The organism is Alteromonas sp. MTD1, assembly GCF_042848195.1.
In the GTDB taxonomy this organism is placed as follows: Bacteria; Pseudomonadota; Gammaproteobacteria; order Enterobacterales; family Alteromonadaceae; genus Alteromonas.
Map to the genome: position 1 here is coordinate 70,586 of NZ_BTGG01000003.1, position 17,535 is coordinate 88,120.

Below are 17,535 nucleotides of genomic sequence, written 5' to 3' on the forward strand. Positions count from 1 at the left end.
GTGAAAGAATGCACAATTTTGTTTAAACTTACCGTTTTTACAAGTTTTGCCTGCAATCATAAACCGTTTGCATGGTGTTTTTACGCAAAAGTTGCCTATATTCAGCAACGCATTTGCGAGAATTGCAGCGTACTAAAAAGTTATGCTGTGTATTAAAACATAAAGCAGCGCGAAACGTTACGTGATTTTAGTCATCGTGCAAACCATAAACGACGAAAAGCGAGGTGATATCGTGGAGTTTAGTGTAAAAAGTGGCAGCCCTGAAAAACAACGCAGTGCATGTATTGTTGTGGGTGTCTTTGAGCCGCGTCGCCTAACGGCAGTGGCTGAACAACTAGACGAAATCAGTGAAGGTTATATCAGCAATTTGTTGCGCCGCGGCGACCTTGAAGGTAAAGCTGGCCAAATGTTGTTGCTACACAACGTGCCAAATGTATTAAGCGAGCGCGTGCTTCTTGTCGGTTGTGGTAAAGAGCGCGAGTTAGACGAGCGTCAGTATAAAAACATTGTTGCTAAGACCATTCAAACCTTAAATGAGACCGGTTCAATGGAAGCCGTGTGCTTCTTGACCGAGCTTCACGTTAAAGGCCGCGATACCTACTGGAAAGTGCGTCAGGCAGTAGAAGCCACTGAAGACACGCTTTACACCTTTATGCAGCTTAAGACTAAAAAAGGTGAACCTCGTCGTCCGCTTCGCAAAATTGTATTCAATGTACCAACACGTCGTGAACTTACCGTGGGAGAGCGCGCGGTGGAGCATGGCTTGGCTGTAGCTCGTGGTTCAAAAGTAACTAAAGACGTGGCTAACATGCCGCCAAATATCTGTAATCCAGCATATTTGTGGCAGCAGGCGCAAGAACTTGCCAGCCAATATGATAGCGTAACGGCTGAAGTGGTAGATGAAACGCAAATGGCAGAGCTAGGTATGCAGTCTTACCTTGCCGTTGGTCGTGGTTCAGATAACGAAAGCATGATGAGTATCATGCATCACCGTGGTGGCCCAGCTGACCAAGCGCCAATTGTGCTAGTTGGTAAGGGGCTAACCTTCGATTCAGGTGGTATTTCAATTAAGCCTGGCGAAGCGATGGATGAAATGAAATACGACATGGGTGGTGCAGCAGGTGTACTTGGTACAATGCACACCATTGCGGCACTAAACCTTCCAATCAACGTTATAGGTGTTCTAGCCGGCTGTGAAAACATGCCTGATGGCAAGGCATACCGTCCGGGTGACATCCTTACAACCATGTCAGGTCAAACGGTTGAGGTATTAAATACCGACGCAGAAGGACGTTTAGTACTTTGTGACGCACTGACATACGTTGAGCGTTACGAGCCAGAACTTGTTATCGACGTTGCAACGCTAACTGGCGCAGCAATTATCGCACTAGGTCACCACGCAACAGCAGTAATGAGCACGCACAACCCGCTTGCTCACGAGCTACTTAATGCGTCAGAGCAAAGTTCTGATCGCGCATGGCGTTTACCACTATGGGACGATTATCAAGAGCAGCTAGAAAGTCCTTTTGCCGATATGACTAACTTAGGTGGTCGCCCTGCAGGGTCAATTACCGCGGGTTGTTTCTTGTCACGCTTTACGAAGAAGTACAATTGGGCGCACCTTGATATTGCCGGTACGGCGTGGCGCAGCGGTAAGAATAAGGGCGCAACAGGACGTCCTGTTCCTATGCTGTCTCAATTCTTGATGAACCGCGCTGACATCAAGCTAGAGGACTAATTATTCATGCCGCAGGTTATTTTTTATCAACTTTCCAGTAGCGACAATGGCGTAGCCGGTCGCGCTAGCGAGGTGATTGCATCGGCTTACGCTAACAAACAAAAAATTAGCGTGCTTTGCGATACACAGGCGCAAGCTGAACAAGTTGATGAATTGTTGTGGCAGCTACCGTCAAACCGCTTTGTTCCCCATAACCTCTATGGTGAGGGGCCACAAACTGGCACGCCGGTGGAAATTTGTTGGCAAGCGCAACAGGTTGCCAGACGACAAATGGTGGTGAATGTGGGCTCGGGTATGGTGCCTTCACCCAATCAGCATCGCCAAATTATCGATTTTGTACCCGTGGATGAAAATGCCAAACAGGCAGCGCGGGTAAGATACAAAAACTATCAGCAAGCTGGATGTAATATGCAGTTCAAATCTGCATAAGCCATTCGTGTTCAGCTTCAATTTGAGAGTGTGTAATGGATAAAACCTTCGAACCGCAGTCCATCGAGCAGCAATGCTATAAGTCATGGGAAGAGGCGGGTTTATTTAAAGCTTCAGGTAACGGCGACCCTTATTGTATTTTGCTTCCGCCACCAAACGTTACTGGTAGCCTTCACATGGGCCATGGTTTCCAGCAAACTATTATGGACGCCTTAACTCGCTATCACCGTATGAAAGGCGATAACACGCTTTGGCAGGTAGGTACCGACCACGCCGGTATAGCAACCCAAATGGTAGTAGAACGTCAGCTTAATGCTCAAGGCAAAACCCGTCACGATTTAGGTCGTGAAGACTTCATCAAAAAAGTATGGGAATGGAAAGAGCACAGCGGCGGTACGATCACAGGTCAAATGCGCCGTTTAGGTACGTCACCTGATTGGTCGCGCGAAGTGTTCACCATGGACGAAGACCTGTCTAAAGCGGTAACAGAAGTATTCGTTAAACTACATGAAGAAGGCCTAATTTACCGTGGTAAGCGTTTGGTTAACTGGGATCCAGTGCTTCACACTGCGGTATCTGACCTAGAAGTTCTGAACGAAGAAGAAGACGGCTACATGTGGCACATGCGCTACCCACTGGCAGATGGTAGCGGTGAACTAGTAGTGGCAACAACACGTCCTGAAACCATGCTTGGTGATACAGCGGTTGCAGTACACCCAGATGACGAGCGTTACCAAAGCTTCATTGGCAAAGAAATTAAGCTGCCTATTACTGGTCGATTAATTCCGGTTATTGCCGATGACTATGTAGACCAAGAATTTGGTACCGGCTGCGTTAAAATTACACCAGCTCACGACTTCAACGACTACGACATGGGTAAGCGTCATAACCTACCTATGATCAATATTCTTACCGACGACGCGAAAATTAACGACGATGCGCCAGAAGCGTACCGTGGTCTAGATCGTTTCGACGCCCGTAAGCAAATAGTTGCCGACCTAGAAGCACAAGGCTCGTTGGTTAAGATTGAACCGCACAAGCTGAAAGTGCCACGAGGCGACAGAACCGGTGCGGTAATTGAACCATACCTAACTGACCAGTGGTATGTAGCGGTGGAGTCTCTTGCTAAACCTGCTATTGAAGCGGTTGAAAGTGGAGAAATTCGCTTTGTGCCAGAGAACTGGAACAAGACGTACTATCAGTGGATGCACAACATACAAGATTGGTGTATTTCGCGTCAGCTGTGGTGGGGACACCGCATTCCAGCGTGGTATGACGAGAACGGTAACGTTTTTGTTGGCCGTACCGAGGAAGAAGTACGTGAAAAACACGGCCTTGGCAGTGATGTAACGCTTTCACAAGACGACGATGTATTAGATACGTGGTTCTCAAGTGCACTTTGGCCGTTCGCGACCATGGGCTGGCCTGAAGAAACCCCAGATCTTGAAACCTTCGTGCCGTCTTCAGTGCTAGTAACAGGCTTCGACATTATTTTCTTCTGGGTTGCCAGAATGATCATGATGACCAAGAAGTTCACGGGCAAAATTCCGTTTAAAGACATCTACATTACTGGTCTTATCCGTGATGAGAACGGCGATAAAATGTCAAAGTCGAAGGGCAATGTGCTTGACCCAATCGATTTGATTGACGGTATTGATATTGAATCGCTTGTGACTAAACGTACCGCCGGCATGATGCAGCCTCAGCTTGCAGAGAAGATTGCTAAGCGCACTCGCAAGCAATTCCCTGATGGTATTCAAGCTTACGGTACGGACGCACTGCGCTTTACTTTTGCAGCTATGGCGTCAACCAGCCGCGATATCAACTTTGATATGGCGCGTGTTGAAGGCTATCGCAACTTCTGCAACAAGATTTGGAACGCATCACGTTTCGTATTGATGAACACAGAAGAGCACGATACAGGTCATGACGGTGGCGAAATGGTACTTAGCATGGCCGATCGCTGGATTTGGGCTAAGTTCCAACAAACGCTGGTTGAGTTTGAAAAAGCGCTTGAAGACTACCGTTTCGATATTGCTGCACAAACGGTTTACGAGTTTACTTGGAACCAATTCTGTGACTGGTATCTGGAGCTTACTAAACCTGTGCTTAACAATGACGCCAGCACTGAAGCTGAAAAGCGTGGTACTCGTCATACGCTTATTAATGTGCTTGAAAGCCTGCTTCGCTTGTTGCACCCGCTTATGCCATTTATCACCGACACTATTTGGCAGCGCGTTGTGCCACTGAGTGCACTTAAAGTTGAAGAGGGCGCAAGCGTTATGGTTCAGGCATTCCCTGAAGTTGATGCAGCGAAACAAGATGACAAAGTACTTGCTGATATCGAGTGGGTGAAGAAGTTTATCGTGGGTATTCGTAATATCCGTGGTGAAATGGATATCTCGCCAAACAAACCGCTTAATGCGCTACTTAAAAACGTAAGCGACGAAGACGCGCGTCGTCTTGATGCGGCTAAGGCATTCCTAGATAAGCTTTCTAAGCTTGAAACCGTTACTGTATTGAAAGACGGTGAAGAAGCGCCGGCCAGTGCGACAGCGCTTGTAGGTGAGATGGAAATTCTTATTCCAATGGCTGGGCTTATCGACAAAGACGCAGAGCTTGCTCGTATCACTAAAGCCATGGAGAAAATCGACAAAGATGTCTCTCGTACTCGTGGCAAGCTAGGAAACGAGAAGTTCGTAAGTAACGCGCCAGAGGCGGTTATTGAAAAAGAACGTGCTAAGTTAGAAGAGGGTGAAAAGGCCCTAGCCAAACTTAAAGAGCAGTTCGAGACTATTAAAGCTCTGTAGCCATTACTGTTTACCAAAAATAGCTAAAACAAAAACGCTGCCATTTGGCAGCGTTTTTTTATGCTTTGTTGTTAAGTGGCCTAGTGTGACTTGAGTCTTGTGCGCTAAGCCAGTTTTGTCTCAGCCACAAATTCGGGAGACACTTTATTTCTACCGCCTTTTTTGGCGTTGTAAAGTTCTTTATCGGCACGATCAAATAATGTATTCCACGTATCTTCAACGTTATTGGATGAAGACATGCCAACGCTAATGGTTACGTTGATAGGTTTTGAGCCACTTTGAATCGAAAGTACCGACACAGATTCACGAAGTCTATCGGCTATAGCATAAGCATGATGAGGCTGTTGGTGAGAAACAATAACCGCAAACTCTTCACCGCCTATACGCCCCACGATGTCACCCTCACGCAACTGTTCTTGTAGGCACTGCGCTACGCTTTTAAGCACCTTATCGCCTTCTGGGTGCCCATAATTGTCGTTAATGGCTTTAAAAAAATCGATATCTATAACCAGTAAAGTGAATGGTCGTCTACTTTTTGACTTTAATCTTTTCAATACCGTTCGTATAAAGGCCCGACGCCCAAATACACCGGTAAGTTCATCAAAGTTTGCCATAGCCTCCCATTCGCCTTTTTCTTTAGACAAAATAATAAATGGAAGTAGTGCGGAAGTTGCCAAGCAAAGAAGTACATGTAGCCCAACACAAATCGTAATGAAAAGCTGTAAGTTAGAGGCTAAGCCGTAATAAGTCGCGCCTGTGGTCAGTCCTGCCCGAGCCATCATAATAATAAAATGAATAAATAATATGCCCCGCAGTAGTACAGAAACACCCTGAATGGTTTTCCATTGCTGCGATTGAAAGCTTTGACAGCAAAACAAGAACATTAGCGCAATAAAAAAGGAGGTAGCCGGTTCGACTAAATCGGGATACCAAGACACCCCAACTATAAAGAGAACTGCGAATACAAAAACGCGATTTCCCGTGCGTTTAACGGTAGAACGAACACATTGAATGTTAAAACTTAAAAAGCCATGAAGCAGCAGAAAACTAGCTGTTAAGTAAAGAAGGCCTGCAACTGCGCTAATGGCACTTATGCCTGGCGCTAATATAGCAAGCGCACTGCCAAGCAATCCTAAGCAATAAACGAAACACGAAGACGCCCAAAAGTTAAAAGCAACAGGCTCGTATTGGTTTTTCGCCAAGATGCGAAAATAGCCACCAACCGCAACATTAATGGCAAGCGATAGAAGCAGAACAATTAAAATGGAATTTGCCATCTTTACGCCAATAAAATTAGACAAAAGTAGTAATAATAATGGCGTGAAAAATAAAATTTACGTAATGATAAAGGTATTATTTTAAATAACTAAGTATTTTTTAATATACCAATGGTGTTGGCGCTTTTTGAGCTAAGACCACCTAACTTTCTGTAAAAAGCGAGTATTTTCTTCTTTGTATAATAATTTTAGAATATTAACGCTACGTTAAAAATTTACTTAAAATTGCAATTAGCGATTTCTGCTTAATAGGTTTAGTTAAATAATCATTCATGCCAGAATCAATAGCATTCTGCTTATCCTCTTTCATGGCATTGGCAGACAGGCCAATTATAGGAATTTGGGTAAAGCCGTTTTCTCGAAGTTTTGTTGTCGCATCAAAACCATCCATTACCGGCATCTGAACATCCATTAAAATCAGGTCGTAATGCGGGGCGTTTTCCATTTTTTGCACGGCTTGCTTCCCATCCTCGGCGATATCAAAAGTAAGCCCTAAATTTGTAAGCATTTCTCCAGTTACTAGTTGGTTAATATTATTGTCTTCAACAAGTAATATATGACCTTCTAATGAGACTTCATGGTGCGTTTCTTTATGTTTAACTGTGTCATTCTCAGTGTTGCCATGAACAACGTTGTTTATGAAGCTTTCGAATTGCGCCGGTGTAAACGGGTGCATGATGAACGGGCCGTGCCACAGCGAATCGTATTTGGCCAGAAGTGCGTCACCTGCTGTTTCCATTACCAAACCAACCGAGTGCCCGTTCTTAAGCAAATGCTTAAACCACTGAATGTGTTCTCTGAATACGCTGAAATCTGGCACATCGATAAGTATGTGTGTGGGCAAACTTGCAATTGCCTTTGCTTCAGTAATTGACCTATGAGAGGCCGCTGAAATATTAATTTGTTCACAATAGGCGTCGGGAATAAGCGGTGAACTGGTAACGTAAATGCTTCGTTTGGGCATGCCTGTAAGCGACTCTAGCACGCCATTTTGATGTTTGAAGGTTTTGAGTGGTAGCGACACAGTAAACGTACTGCCTTTTCCCTGAGTGGAAGTGGCACTTATCGTGCCGCTCATCAGTTCGGTTAGCTGGTTTACAATGGCGAGGCCCAATCCTGTACCGCCGTATTTTCTGTTGGTTGAACCGTCTGCTTGGGTAAATGGGTTAAAAATTTTATTTAACTGTGATTCGCTCATGCCAATGCCCGAGTCTTTTATTTTCATTGTTAGCTGCAGTAAATTTCCAGACTCTGAAACTTCGCCGTCGAACTCGATATAAATTTGCCCTTGCTCGGTAAATTTCACCGCATTGTTGCCTATATTCATAATTATTTGTGCAATACGCAGAGGATCGCCAATCACTTTGGGTGGTATTTTGGGGTTTACCATAAACCGCACCGATAGGTTCTTTTCTTTCGCTCTTAAAGCAATAACAGCTATTAGGTTGTCGAACAGCGAGTGAAGTGAAAAGCTCACCTCTTCAATTTTTAGTTTGCCTGCCTCAATTTTCGAGAAGTCTAGAATATCGTTAATTACACTTAGCAAGATTTGGCCGGAGTAAGCGGCCTTATCTAAATAACCTCTAACGGTAGGCGATACGTCATGCTGTTGAGCCAGTTCAATTAAGCCTGTGATACCGTTCATCGGTGTACGAATTTCGTGGCTCATATTGGCCAAGAAAATACTCTTAGAGGCGGTAGCCTGTTCCGCCTTAATCTTCGATTCAGTAAGCGCTTTATTTAAGTCCTCTAATTGCGTATTCATGTTTTGAGCTTCAATTAGCAATTTCTCGGTTTGACGGTTTTTGTCACTGAAAACCAATGCTGCTTTGGCCAGCTTACCAATCTCGTCCTTACGAGTGCTGGCTGGAATATTGTCAATTTGTACGCCTTCTGACAGCTTGTTGAATACCTCGGTTATCGACCGTATAGGCTCCAAAATTCGTAGTATTGAATAAAGTGCCGCAATAAGTGCAAGTAAGATTGCAATAAAAGAAAAAATCTCACCGTTTCGCTGCGTTTGCTCTGCAAGTAGGTAGGTTTGCGTGGTGACTTCTTTGGAATTTGCCGACACTTTGTTAGCAAGCTCGCCGCTAAGATAAAGAAATTCGTTTGCAGAGCCTGCCATAACCACATTAACTAAAAATAAATTTCCCTGCGTGATTTGTGTTAGCTTGAGAAAACCGGTTTTAGAGGCAATAGCTAACCCTTCAAGAGAGCGCTGTGTTGTAAGGTCGCTTGATAACGACATTTCAAGAAAGGCGTCAATTGCTGCATTGAATGAACGAATAAGCACAACATCGGGTTTCGCAAAATACTTAAGCATGGTGTTTTCTGCTTTAAGTAAATGGGCTAACGCTTCGTTTGCGTCTTTCTGTTGAACTAAACCCTTCTCAGTACTTTTCCTCAATAAAGCTTCAAGCTGAGTAATATCAGACAGTGAACCTGCTGTTACCAAGTTATCTCGCTCTGAGCGCGCATCGACCACCTGGGTGAAATTTTCTTGGTATGAACTCAAATGCTCTCGCATGCGCGTAAGAATGTAGTCGTCGTTACTAATATTCACTGACGAGCCATCACCGGCTAATCTATCCAGCTTTTCATTAATGCTTACCATTAAACGCGAGAATCGTGTGATTGCAGACTTGCTCGCATTCTCTTTGAAAATCAGAACGTTTCGCTGTAAGTCTATAACGTCGCGCTCAAGCTCTTTTACCAGCCCAACTTCAACAACGGCTTTGGAGGCTGAAGCAACACCAGTATTCAAAATATCCTGATTTTCACGCGCAACGTAGCCTTGTATAAGAATTAACGCAATTAATGCAACTAACACAGAAATAAGTTGTGCACGTATTGATGAGAGCATACTGGTTTTGTTTGCCTTTATTATTCAAAGAGGTTGTTGTGTGCTAACACACTGTAATTTAGGAAGTAATAAATTCATACCACTTTTGAAGGCTATACGCATAGGTTGGCATAACGGTGTTCCATACGGCCACGTTACTAAATCTCTGCTCGTAGCTACCACCAGTACGCTGTGACCCTTTTTCGACACTTATTTTCCCGTCGGTACCTTTAAGTGACTCAGACGCTACTTTTCCTTTATACCAGTAGTTCCATTCGGCTTCTGATAGGTATGATGCGGAACGTTGAGGGTTCGAAATATAATAACCCTGTCGCGCAATAAACGCGCCGGGCCAACCAGATAGCCACCAGTTCATGTATTCATAGGCCACGTCTTTATTGCGCCCTTGGCTTGCCGACGACAAACACATAACACCATGCCAACCTCTATACCCTTCTTTTGGGGCGGCAAAAGTGACGGGAATATTTTGCCCATTGAGTGCGGAAACAGCGGGAGAGAACATACTCTCTATGGTTGCTCTACCGCTTTTCATAAATTGCACAGATTCAGGTACCGAAGTCCAAAAACCGCTGAAGTGATTGAGTTGGCTAAGCTCGATAAGCAAATTAAAAAGGTCATCGAGTTCGTCTTCGGTGATAGCGCCTATATCATTGAAGCGTATAAACCCTTTTGCTTCAGCGGCTAGCGCAAGGTCGAAAAGCCCGATGGTAGGGTCGTTAACTATGGCAACTTTCCCTGAATAGCGACTGTCTAACAGCCATCCCCAGCTTTCTTCCTGACCTTGAAGCTCATTAGGTAAATGGTTTCGGTTATACCCAAAGGAATCAACATTATGTACATAGGGCAAAAAGCTAATTTCACTTGTGTGCCGTTCACCAAGTGTGCCATCTTCTTGTACATTTATGATTTTATGGGGCGCATCTCCTGCTCCCATTCTTGCGTTTTCTGTTAACTTTCCCGTCTTACACAGGTTATTCACTTCGTCCCAATACTGTAATCGCTTTTTTTCAATGGGCTGAATGGCCTGCGCTCGCCACAACACATTAATGCTGTTCGACCACTGTTCATATAAGTCGAAAGACGATGGGTTCATTGACGCTTTTTGAAGTACTGTGGCGCTGCCACCTGGTTCAAAAGTAATGTTAATGCCTAAATCTTCCATGGCGCGCTGGCGTAATGATTCTTGTAACGTTACGTGTGTGCCTAGCACGCGCAACGTTGGTTTTGACTTGCCAATGGCGAAAGGTGTAACGCCTGCTGTAAGTGCAAAAGCCACTCCGCCTTTAAGAAGCGTTCGTCGCTGTGTTGATGTAGAATTATGCTTTTGGGGGGTATTTGGCATTAACTTGAATCCGTGGCAAACCAAGTCCTTACATCATTTTGGCAGTTAAATGCGCTTATACCAAATAAAGTTAATATATTTATGTAAATAAGAAAGCGATAGCTGAATTGGGTGTGATGATAAAAGCACGCTTGGGTTAGTGATTTAGCTTACTGAACCCAAACGCTTTGGTGAAATCTTGCGGGTGCTATTGTCTTTTTGTGGTTTTGTATATCACACCGCCAAGAATGAAAAGCAATGATAAGAACGACCAGCTACCGCCATGCTCCTCAACAATAACGACTGTTTCTTCTACCACATATTCGTTATTTCTACTTTCAAGTGGCAGCAGCGTTAGGGCTACATCATCGTTACCATCGGTAAACGCTACTAATGCTTCTGTATCAGCGTCGTAAAGCTCTAGCAGTAAGTCGTAGTCGTTTGTTGGGAAGCCAGATACCAACGTACTTTCAATGGTAAAGCTATCGGTGGCGTCTTCACCATAGATAAAAAACTCTGATGAAACGTGAATAGCATCGTAAAGCCCGTTATTACCTATATACAGTACAGCATAGACTGGGGCGCTGGTGAAAATAGTGTCTGCGTCGAATTCAATAGAAAACGTAGAATGGTAGCCGTCGTAATCTATATCGTTGTCTAGCGTGACAAAGCTTTCGTAAATCCAAAATTCATTAATGCTGCTAATTGTTGTTTCACGCGCATTTTTATCGGTGCCAATGTGTTTTTGTTCGCGCTGTTGTTTGTTCAGTTTTACGCTTTGTGAACCTTTTTCTATAGCGGCCAGCTTGGCCTGAGTACGTGAAGTTTCTGCTACCGTAGAAGACGGTTCTGGTGAAAAGGGCTTATCGTAACGAAATTCATTCGATTCAACCGCAATTGTACGCTCGCTTGTATCAGCATACGCGCCGCCTGGCGTAAACACTTGAATGAATGCAAGTGCAGTAAATGTAGCGAAAGAGAAAGTGGGTATGTTCATTTGTGCATCCTTTTCCAATCGGTTATGACAGTGTCATTGTCGATGGAAAAAGATGAACAAAACCTGAAGCGTTACTTAACGTGAATTATTTAGTGATATTGAATACTAAGAAACTTGTTTACTCGTCGTCTAAAAAGTCACCGTCTTGTTCAAAATCGCCGTCTTCACGTGGTTCGAAGTACGTTCCCCATCCGTCGTAGGTCACGTCATGTTTATCTGCGATTTTCAAAAGTGTGTCAGAATCTGCATTCAGTTTTTCAATATCGAGTTTGCGTTCAACAACGGCATCAAAACAAAATATAGTTTCACCATCATCAAGCATCAGCTCTTCGGCATCAGTTACTTCAAAACCTGCCTTAAACGCATCTACAGCAGCTTTTTCTAATACGTCAAAGTCGGTGCTGGCGAAATGGTGTTCAATGGTGTAATCAGCATCGGCTTGGCTACCGTCTTCTAAGAGGGCATCTATGGTTTCTTGGTTAAACTCGTACCACTCTTCTCTTTCATCAAACTGGTTCATAATAAACACTCACTGTAAAAATTGGGGCAAGTTTACCTGCTTTTTTCCAGTTCATCGACCTGTGCATTCAGTTCATCAAACTTTTGTTTCATTTGTTTGTTGAAATGCGCCATCCATTCTTTTACATCGCGATCATCATTCAAAGGTACTGGCGCTGATATGTCGATAAGCAATGTGCCATTGTTCCAGCGGTTCCATTTTACTTTTTTGTGAAGATTACTGGCCGTTACCATGACAATAGGCTCGTTTGTGGTTTTTGCTAGTCGAAACGCGCCTTGCTTGAACGGCAATATGCCGCGCCCATAGCTACGTGTGCCCTCGGGAAATAGCCATACCGATGTTTTCTTTTTAGCTATTTTATTGGCTGCGATATCCAGCGTATTTCGGGCTTTCCCAGAGTTTTTTCTATCTATTAAAATGTTACCTGACAGCCAATAAATTTGGCCGAAAATAGGGATCCAGATAAGGCTTTTCTTACCGATAGTGACCACGCCGGGTAGGGCAGCTTTACATATCGTAATAACGTCAAAGCTATTTTGATGATTCGCAATGAATACATAAGGCTCATTGTCTTTAACAGCAGGGTCTTTTCTGATGACTATTTTCAATCCAACCACTTTTGCCATTAACGAATACATTTGCCCAGCAATATGCACGTTGTCTCGGTGAAACGGGCGTAAAAGACACACCACGTAAAGCACTATATTGATAAGTAAAAAGGCAATAAAAAGAGCAGGAACGCGGAATAAAGCTATCAAAACAACTCCTAGATATAAATGACGCGCGCAGTATAGTTGAAGTTTCAGCGTACACTTGTCCGATGAGTTTTTGTAGCAATGAATTGATTATCGCAAGGTTTGCAAATGCGTTTGCTGAAATTTAAAACAAAGTGGTGAATAAATAAGAAGTTTTTAATGGGCTACGCCACTTTATCTTCTTTAGTATGAGGAAATTTTGCCGATACCCCATTACACTTATAAAAAGCCTAAACGGATATTAACTCGGTAATTAGTATGCAAACATTCACTCCAGACGACTTAGAAGAAGATATTCTTGCCGATTTAATGGAGGAGATAAACGAGCTTTATGAGTCAAGCGAGCAGACGCTGATAGAACTAGAACTTCGCCCGGAAGACAATGAGCTTCAGCGGGCATTATTCCGTTCCATACACACTATAAAAGGTGATCTTGGGCTAGTTAATTTTTCGCCTATGATCCCGCTTTTACAGCATGTTGAAGACTTGCTGGATTATCTACGTAAAGGCCAAGTGGCGTACACCAGCACAATGAGTGACTTGGTATTGCTTACCATGGATAGAGTTAAAGCGTTTGTCGAAAGCGTGATGAGCAATGGCAAAGCGGAGTATGACGATAATTTACATGGTCAGTTGGTGCTTGCAATAAGCCGAATTTCCCCTGATAACAGCGCAGAGCATGAAAAACGCTTAACCGAAGCAGTATTATTGCTAAATCCGGCGCTGGACGTGGTTGTTGACGATGACGACCCTGAAAGTGTTCAAATAAAACCGCCTAAAATTTCAGCGACAGGTATTCCAAAAGATATTAGTAGCGAGAAGAAACAAGACATCTTGTTCTTTCGCGACCTTATGCAAACCATTGAACGTCGCTCTGACTACTGGCAGGGCAGGGGCGATCGTATAGCAAAGTTGGCTATGTATATTAACGATGTAGCTGAAAATCCCATTGATGAAGATCAGCTTGCTGTGGCTAGTTACGTGCACGACTTCGGTATGGCTTTTATGCCATTAAAGCTGCTGCATAAGGGCGAGGAATTAACGGAAATAGAGTTCAACTTGATGCGTTCTCACGTGTATAAGAGTGCACGATTATTAGAGCATTTAGATCAGTGGGATGTTGCACGCAAAATAGTGATGCAACACCATGAAAGAACCGACGGTACAGGTTACCCCCTTGGCATTAAAGAGGACGATATATGCGAAGGTGCAAAGCTATTAGCCATTGTTGATACGTACGACGCTATGACCCATCCAAGGGCCCATAATCAAGACAACGTATTGTCAAAGAAAGACGCCGTTATTCGCATTAATAAGATTGCGAAAGGACAATTTAGTATGAAATGGGTGCGCACCTTCAATAAAGCGATGACTGTGCTATTAACGAAAGGGCTTTAAATACCTGATTTGAGCCTGAAAACGAATAACGCTTTTTAACAATCATAAAAAAGGCAGTGCTTATTATAAGCCTGCCTTTTTTGTTGGACGGTAAATTCACGCTACCTATATATGACGTGACGTCACTTAACGTTAGCTAACTCCCAGTTCCTTCAACTTACGTGTTAGCGTGTTCCTTCCCCACCCCAAGCGTTTTGCTGCATCCTGCTTATGGCCGTGAGTGTGTTGTAAAGCACGCTCAAGCATAATGCGTTCAAAGGTGTGCATAGCATCATTCAATATATTGTGGTTACCATCGCGTAGTTGTTGGTCGGTCCAACTTGCTAGCAGTTCCGGCCAGCCGCCTTCTTGTGTGGCAACATTTGGGGTGCTGCTGTCGCCGTGTATTTCGGGCGGTAAGTCGCTAGGTAGTACTTCTTGACCACTTGCCATAACCGTTAGCCATCGGCACACGTTTTCCAGTTGCCTAACGTTGCCCGGCCATGGCAGTTGAGACATAACGCGTTCAGCATCTTTTGAAATACTTTTTGCCTCTACATCAAGCTCCTTCGCGGCGCGCCGTAAAAAGTGGCGGGTTAACAAAGGAATATCTTCTCGACGCTCTGCAAGTGAGGGAAGGTGTACTCGAATTACATTTAAACGGTGAAATAAATCTTCTCGGAATTTACCGTCTGCTACACGTTGTTCTAAATTTTGGTGTGTTGCCGCAATAATTCGAACGTCGACACTTACTGACTGATGGCCACCTACACGATAAAATTGGCCGTCTGCTAAGACGCGTAACAAACGTGTTTGTACATCAAGCGGCATATCACCAATTTCATCTAAAAATAGGGTACCGCCATCGGCCTGTTCAAAGCGTCCTTGTCTTGCCGCTTGCGCTCCGGTAAACGCGCCTTTCTCATGACCAAAAAGCTCAGACTCTACCAAGTCGGCGGGGATTGCCGCCATGTTCAACGCAATAAATGGTTTGCTAGCGCGTGGGCTATGTCTATGCAGTGCTTGAGCTACTAGTTCTTTACCGGTACCCGACTGCCCATTAATTAATACGCTAATTGATGAACGAGAAAGTCGGCCAATCGCGCGAAATACTTCCTGCATGGCAGGGGCTTCACCAATGATTTCGGTGACAGCATCTTCTGGCGTCACTTTTGGTACGTTAGATTGTTCTCGGGCATGCGCAATAGCGCGCTGTGTTAAAGTTACAGCTTCGTCTATATCAAAAGGCTTTGGCAAATATTCAAATGCCCCCTTTTGATAAGCGTTTACTGCACTGTCTAAATCGCTGTGCGCGGTCATTATGATAACCGGAAGCAGTGGATGCGAACTGTGCACTTCGTTAAGCAGCGTCATACCATCCATCTGAGGCATTCGAATGTCAGATATAATGACTTCCGGTGCCTGACCACTTTGCAGCTGTAGTAGCAAGTCTTCAGGGTTCTCAAAGCTAAGACAACTAATATTTGCTGCTTGCAAGGCCTTTTGCAGCACCCAACGAATTGAACTATCGTCGTCGACGATCCATACAGATTCATTCGTCATCGTCTGTCTCCTTACGATTTATTGGTATGTAAATTACGAATTCGGTGTGTCCTGGGTAGCTATCTACATCAATTTTACCCCCGTGATGATTAATCAGGGTTTGTGATATTGATAGCCCTAAACCAGAGCCGTTTTGCTTGCTGGTTACCATGGGATAGAACAAGGTGTCTTTGATTTCAGCAGGAATACCCGGGCCGTTATCAACAATTTTAATTTTTGCTACTAAGGGGTGTCGTTTGGTTTGGATAGTCATTTGGCGCTCAATACGCGTAACTAGCCGAATTTCTGGATATGGCGTATTGCTCTCATGCAATGCTTGCACACTGTTACGCACAATATTAAGCACTGCTTGCTGAATCATATCTGGGTCAAGCATGAGAGGCGGAATACTGGGGTCGTAGTCGCGCACAATGGTAATGGGGTTTTCAGAATCTACGCGCATAAGACTGCGTACTTTCTCTAGCGCTTGATGCACATTACTCCACTCAAAACGCGGTAGAGAGTTCGGACCTAACAGCCTATCAACTAAACTTCGTAAACGATCTGACTGCTCGATGATCATGCGGGTGAACTCTTTATGTTCGTCGCTTAGTTCTTTTTCAAGAAGCTGTGCCGCCCCGCGAATGCCGCCAAGCGGATTCTTAATTTCATGGGCTAAACCGCGAACTAACTCTCTTGCAGCATAGTGCTGTGCGTTTTGTAAATTTTCACGAGAAATACGCTTTTGTTGGTCAATTTTCTTTACTTCAAACAGAAGCCGTGGCGCGCCATCAATTTGAATATTGGTAACGGTTAAATCGGCAGATACATAGCGATTATCTCTAAAGGCTAATTTAATTTCGTTTTCTGTGAAATCTTCACCTTTGCGAATAGCGGCTTTCAAACGCGTTGTTTCAATAGTGCCAGGTAAGAAGAATTCAGGTAGAGGATGTCCGACAAGCTGTTTGCGCCCCGTTTCAAACAGCGCTTCGCCAGCATGATTGGCGTAAACAATCACTAGCTTGCTGTCTACCATTACCAGCGCGGTATTAAGGCTATTGATAAGTTGTAATGTGTCTAACTCGGTGGATTGCATCCGAGTTTATCTCCTTTGCACCAATATTGTGCATTGTAGCGTGCAATCCTTCGAATCGCGACAAAACAGCCTATTTATTTAATGTGACTGAACTGCCATGGTGCGCCTTCGGCGCTGGTGTTGCACGCTATTAGTTATTAATTAACGCCGATGCCTGATGAAGGTAAAGGGTTTGAGTAGGAGACGATGCAAGAGTCTTGCCCGTATTGTCGGTAAGTTCAATTTTGAACGTGTGTGCACCACGATGTAAACCTTTAAGCTTAAACAAGCCTGATGAATTGCTTTTGTATGGTGCACCGTCAAACACTAATCTAAAAAGCGGAGCTTTAGGCGTGCCGGTTTGTTTTGCGGATATCGTCACTTCGCCTAAGTTGTTACGAACTGTCGCTTCTGGCTGAGGGCTAACAATGGAAACGCGATATTGTGGTTTTGCTTTGTTAGGTGCTGGTGGCGGCAGCACAGGCGCTTTTGCTGCATTCACTACGTTTAACGTTTTGTCATCGAATGCCATAGGCTGTGCTTGTGATGCGGGCTTATCGGTATAGGTTACGGTGCCGTCGCTATTCACTATTTTGTATATAGCTTTGTTGCCCGCTGCGTTTTGGGCTTTGCTTTCAGTGGCTTTGGTTCCACTATTTTCGTTTTGCGTAGTCTGTGCCGTTTGCGCTAAGGATACATTGCAACACAGAACACCTAGTGAAAGTAACAGCGAAAGTAGTTGTTTTTTATTTAGCACCAGATTCACCTCTATCATGCCCATTACAACATAGTAGATAATCGCTAGGCATAAAAAAAGCCCGCTAGGCG

General features: G+C 44.2%; 13 protein-coding genes. 4 read left to right on the forward strand and 9 right to left on the reverse strand.

The genetic code is table 11. From position 1 onward, the window contains the following. Positions 1-232: 232 nt before the first annotated feature. From pepA to ACGHAV_RS04790, 3 genes are read left to right on the forward strand one after another with little or no spacing between them, the layout of a single operon-like run. A complete protein-coding gene (pepA, locus tag ACGHAV_RS04780; protein ID WP_390377803.1) occupies positions 233-1,738 on the forward strand; it encodes a leucyl aminopeptidase in 1,506 nt (501 codons plus the stop codon). A gap of 6 nt (positions 1,739-1,744) precedes the next feature. Next, positions 1,745-2,167, forward strand: coding sequence for a DNA polymerase III subunit chi (locus ACGHAV_RS04785; protein ID WP_390377176.1), 423 nt, complete (start codon positions 1,745-1,747; stop codon positions 2,165-2,167). 35 nt (positions 2,168-2,202) lie between these two features. After that, positions 2,203-4,977 carry a valine--tRNA ligase gene (locus tag ACGHAV_RS04790; RefSeq protein ID WP_390377179.1) on the forward strand — a complete coding sequence of 925 codons (2,775 nt, stop codon included), beginning with the start codon at positions 2,203-2,205 and terminating at the stop codon, positions 4,975-4,977. A gap of 104 nt (positions 4,978-5,081) precedes the next feature. Here the strand turns inward: ACGHAV_RS04790 and ACGHAV_RS04795 are convergent, their stop codons facing one another. The 6 genes from ACGHAV_RS04795 to ACGHAV_RS04820 form a co-directional block, all read right to left on the reverse strand. Then, positions 5,082-6,254, reverse strand: coding sequence for a GGDEF domain-containing protein (locus ACGHAV_RS04795; protein WP_390377182.1), 1,173 nt, complete (start codon positions 6,252-6,254; stop codon positions 5,082-5,084). Positions 6,255-6,456: 202 nt separating this feature from the next. Then, the gene (locus ACGHAV_RS04800) at positions 6,457-9,120 is read right to left on the reverse strand and encodes an ATP-binding protein (protein WP_390377185.1); all 2,664 of its coding nucleotides are present in this window, start codon (positions 9,118-9,120) and stop codon (positions 6,457-6,459) included. 58 nt (positions 9,121-9,178) lie between these two features. After that, positions 9,179-10,462 carry a PotD/PotF family extracellular solute-binding protein gene (locus ACGHAV_RS04805; protein ID WP_390377188.1) on the reverse strand — a complete coding sequence of 428 codons (1,284 nt, stop codon included), beginning with the start codon at positions 10,460-10,462 and terminating at the stop codon, positions 9,179-9,181. 187 nt (positions 10,463-10,649) lie between these two features. Next, positions 10,650-11,438, reverse strand: coding sequence for a choice-of-anchor H family protein (locus tag ACGHAV_RS04810; protein ID WP_390377191.1), 789 nt, complete (start codon positions 11,436-11,438; stop codon positions 10,650-10,652). Positions 11,439-11,556: 118 nt separating this feature from the next. Next, on the reverse strand, positions 11,557-11,958 hold the full coding sequence (gene rraB, locus ACGHAV_RS04815; RefSeq protein WP_390377194.1) for a ribonuclease E inhibitor RraB: 402 nt from the start codon (positions 11,956-11,958) through the stop codon (positions 11,557-11,559). 32 nt (positions 11,959-11,990) lie between these two features. After that, positions 11,991-12,716, reverse strand: a complete 726-nt coding sequence (locus ACGHAV_RS04820; RefSeq protein ID WP_390377197.1) for a 1-acylglycerol-3-phosphate O-acyltransferase — start codon at positions 12,714-12,716, stop codon at positions 11,991-11,993. 255 nt (positions 12,717-12,971) lie between these two features. Between ACGHAV_RS04820 and ACGHAV_RS04825 the strand changes: the two genes are divergently transcribed. After that, entirely contained in the window at positions 12,972-14,111 is a 1,140-nt protein-coding gene (locus tag ACGHAV_RS04825) for an HD domain-containing phosphohydrolase (protein WP_390377200.1), read from the forward strand. 132 nt (positions 14,112-14,243) lie between these two features. On the opposite strand, the gene glnG is transcribed toward ACGHAV_RS04825, so the two are convergent. The 3 genes from glnG to ACGHAV_RS04840 all read right to left on the reverse strand — a co-directional run bounded on the left by glnG (position 14,244) and on the right by ACGHAV_RS04840 (position 17,464). After that, the gene (gene glnG, locus ACGHAV_RS04830; protein ID WP_390377203.1) at positions 14,244-15,653 is read right to left on the reverse strand and encodes a nitrogen regulation protein NR(I); all 1,410 of its coding nucleotides are present in this window, start codon (positions 15,651-15,653) and stop codon (positions 14,244-14,246) included. After that, complete coding sequence (gene glnL, locus ACGHAV_RS04835) at positions 15,643-16,728, reverse strand: nitrogen regulation protein NR(II) (protein WP_334013751.1); 1,086 nt, start codon at positions 16,726-16,728, stop codon at positions 15,643-15,645. The genes glnG and glnL overlap by 11 nt, the downstream gene beginning before the upstream one ends. 130 nt (positions 16,729-16,858) lie before the next feature. Then, positions 16,859-17,464 carry a DUF4124 domain-containing protein gene (locus tag ACGHAV_RS04840; RefSeq protein ID WP_390377206.1) on the reverse strand — a complete coding sequence of 202 codons (606 nt, stop codon included), beginning with the start codon at positions 17,462-17,464 and terminating at the stop codon, positions 16,859-16,861. Positions 17,465-17,535 lie beyond the last annotated feature (71 nt).

What these genes read in the sequence shown, in the direction of transcription:
- ACGHAV_RS04785 (WP_390377176.1), top strand. Translation starts at nt 1,745, where the DNA reads ATGCCGCAGGTTATTTTTTATCAACTTTCCAGTAGCGACAATGGCGTA.
- ACGHAV_RS04790 (WP_390377179.1), top strand. Translation starts at nt 2,203, where the DNA reads ATGGATAAAACCTTCGAACCGCAGTCCATCGAGCAGCAATGCTATAAG.
- ACGHAV_RS04795 (WP_390377182.1), bottom strand. Translation starts at nt 6,254, where the DNA reads ATGGCAAATTCCATTTTAATTGTTCTGCTTCTATCGCTTGCCATTAAT.
- ACGHAV_RS04800 (WP_390377185.1), bottom strand. Translation starts at nt 9,120, where the DNA reads ATGCTCTCATCAATACGTGCACAACTTATTTCTGTGTTAGTTGCATTA.
- ACGHAV_RS04805 (WP_390377188.1), bottom strand. Translation starts at nt 10,462, where the DNA reads ATGCCAAATACCCCCCAAAAGCATAATTCTACATCAACACAGCGACGA.
- ACGHAV_RS04810 (WP_390377191.1), bottom strand. Translation starts at nt 11,438, where the DNA reads ATGAACATACCCACTTTCTCTTTCGCTACATTTACTGCACTTGCATTC.
- rraB (WP_390377194.1), bottom strand. Translation starts at nt 11,958, where the DNA reads ATGAACCAGTTTGATGAAAGAGAAGAGTGGTACGAGTTTAACCAAGAA.
- ACGHAV_RS04825 (WP_390377200.1), top strand. Translation starts at nt 12,972, where the DNA reads ATGCAAACATTCACTCCAGACGACTTAGAAGAAGATATTCTTGCCGAT.
- glnG (WP_390377203.1), bottom strand. Translation starts at nt 15,653, where the DNA reads ATGACGAATGAATCTGTATGGATCGTCGACGACGATAGTTCAATTCGT.
- glnL (WP_334013751.1), bottom strand. Translation starts at nt 16,728, where the DNA reads ATGCAATCCACCGAGTTAGACACATTACAACTTATCAATAGCCTTAAT.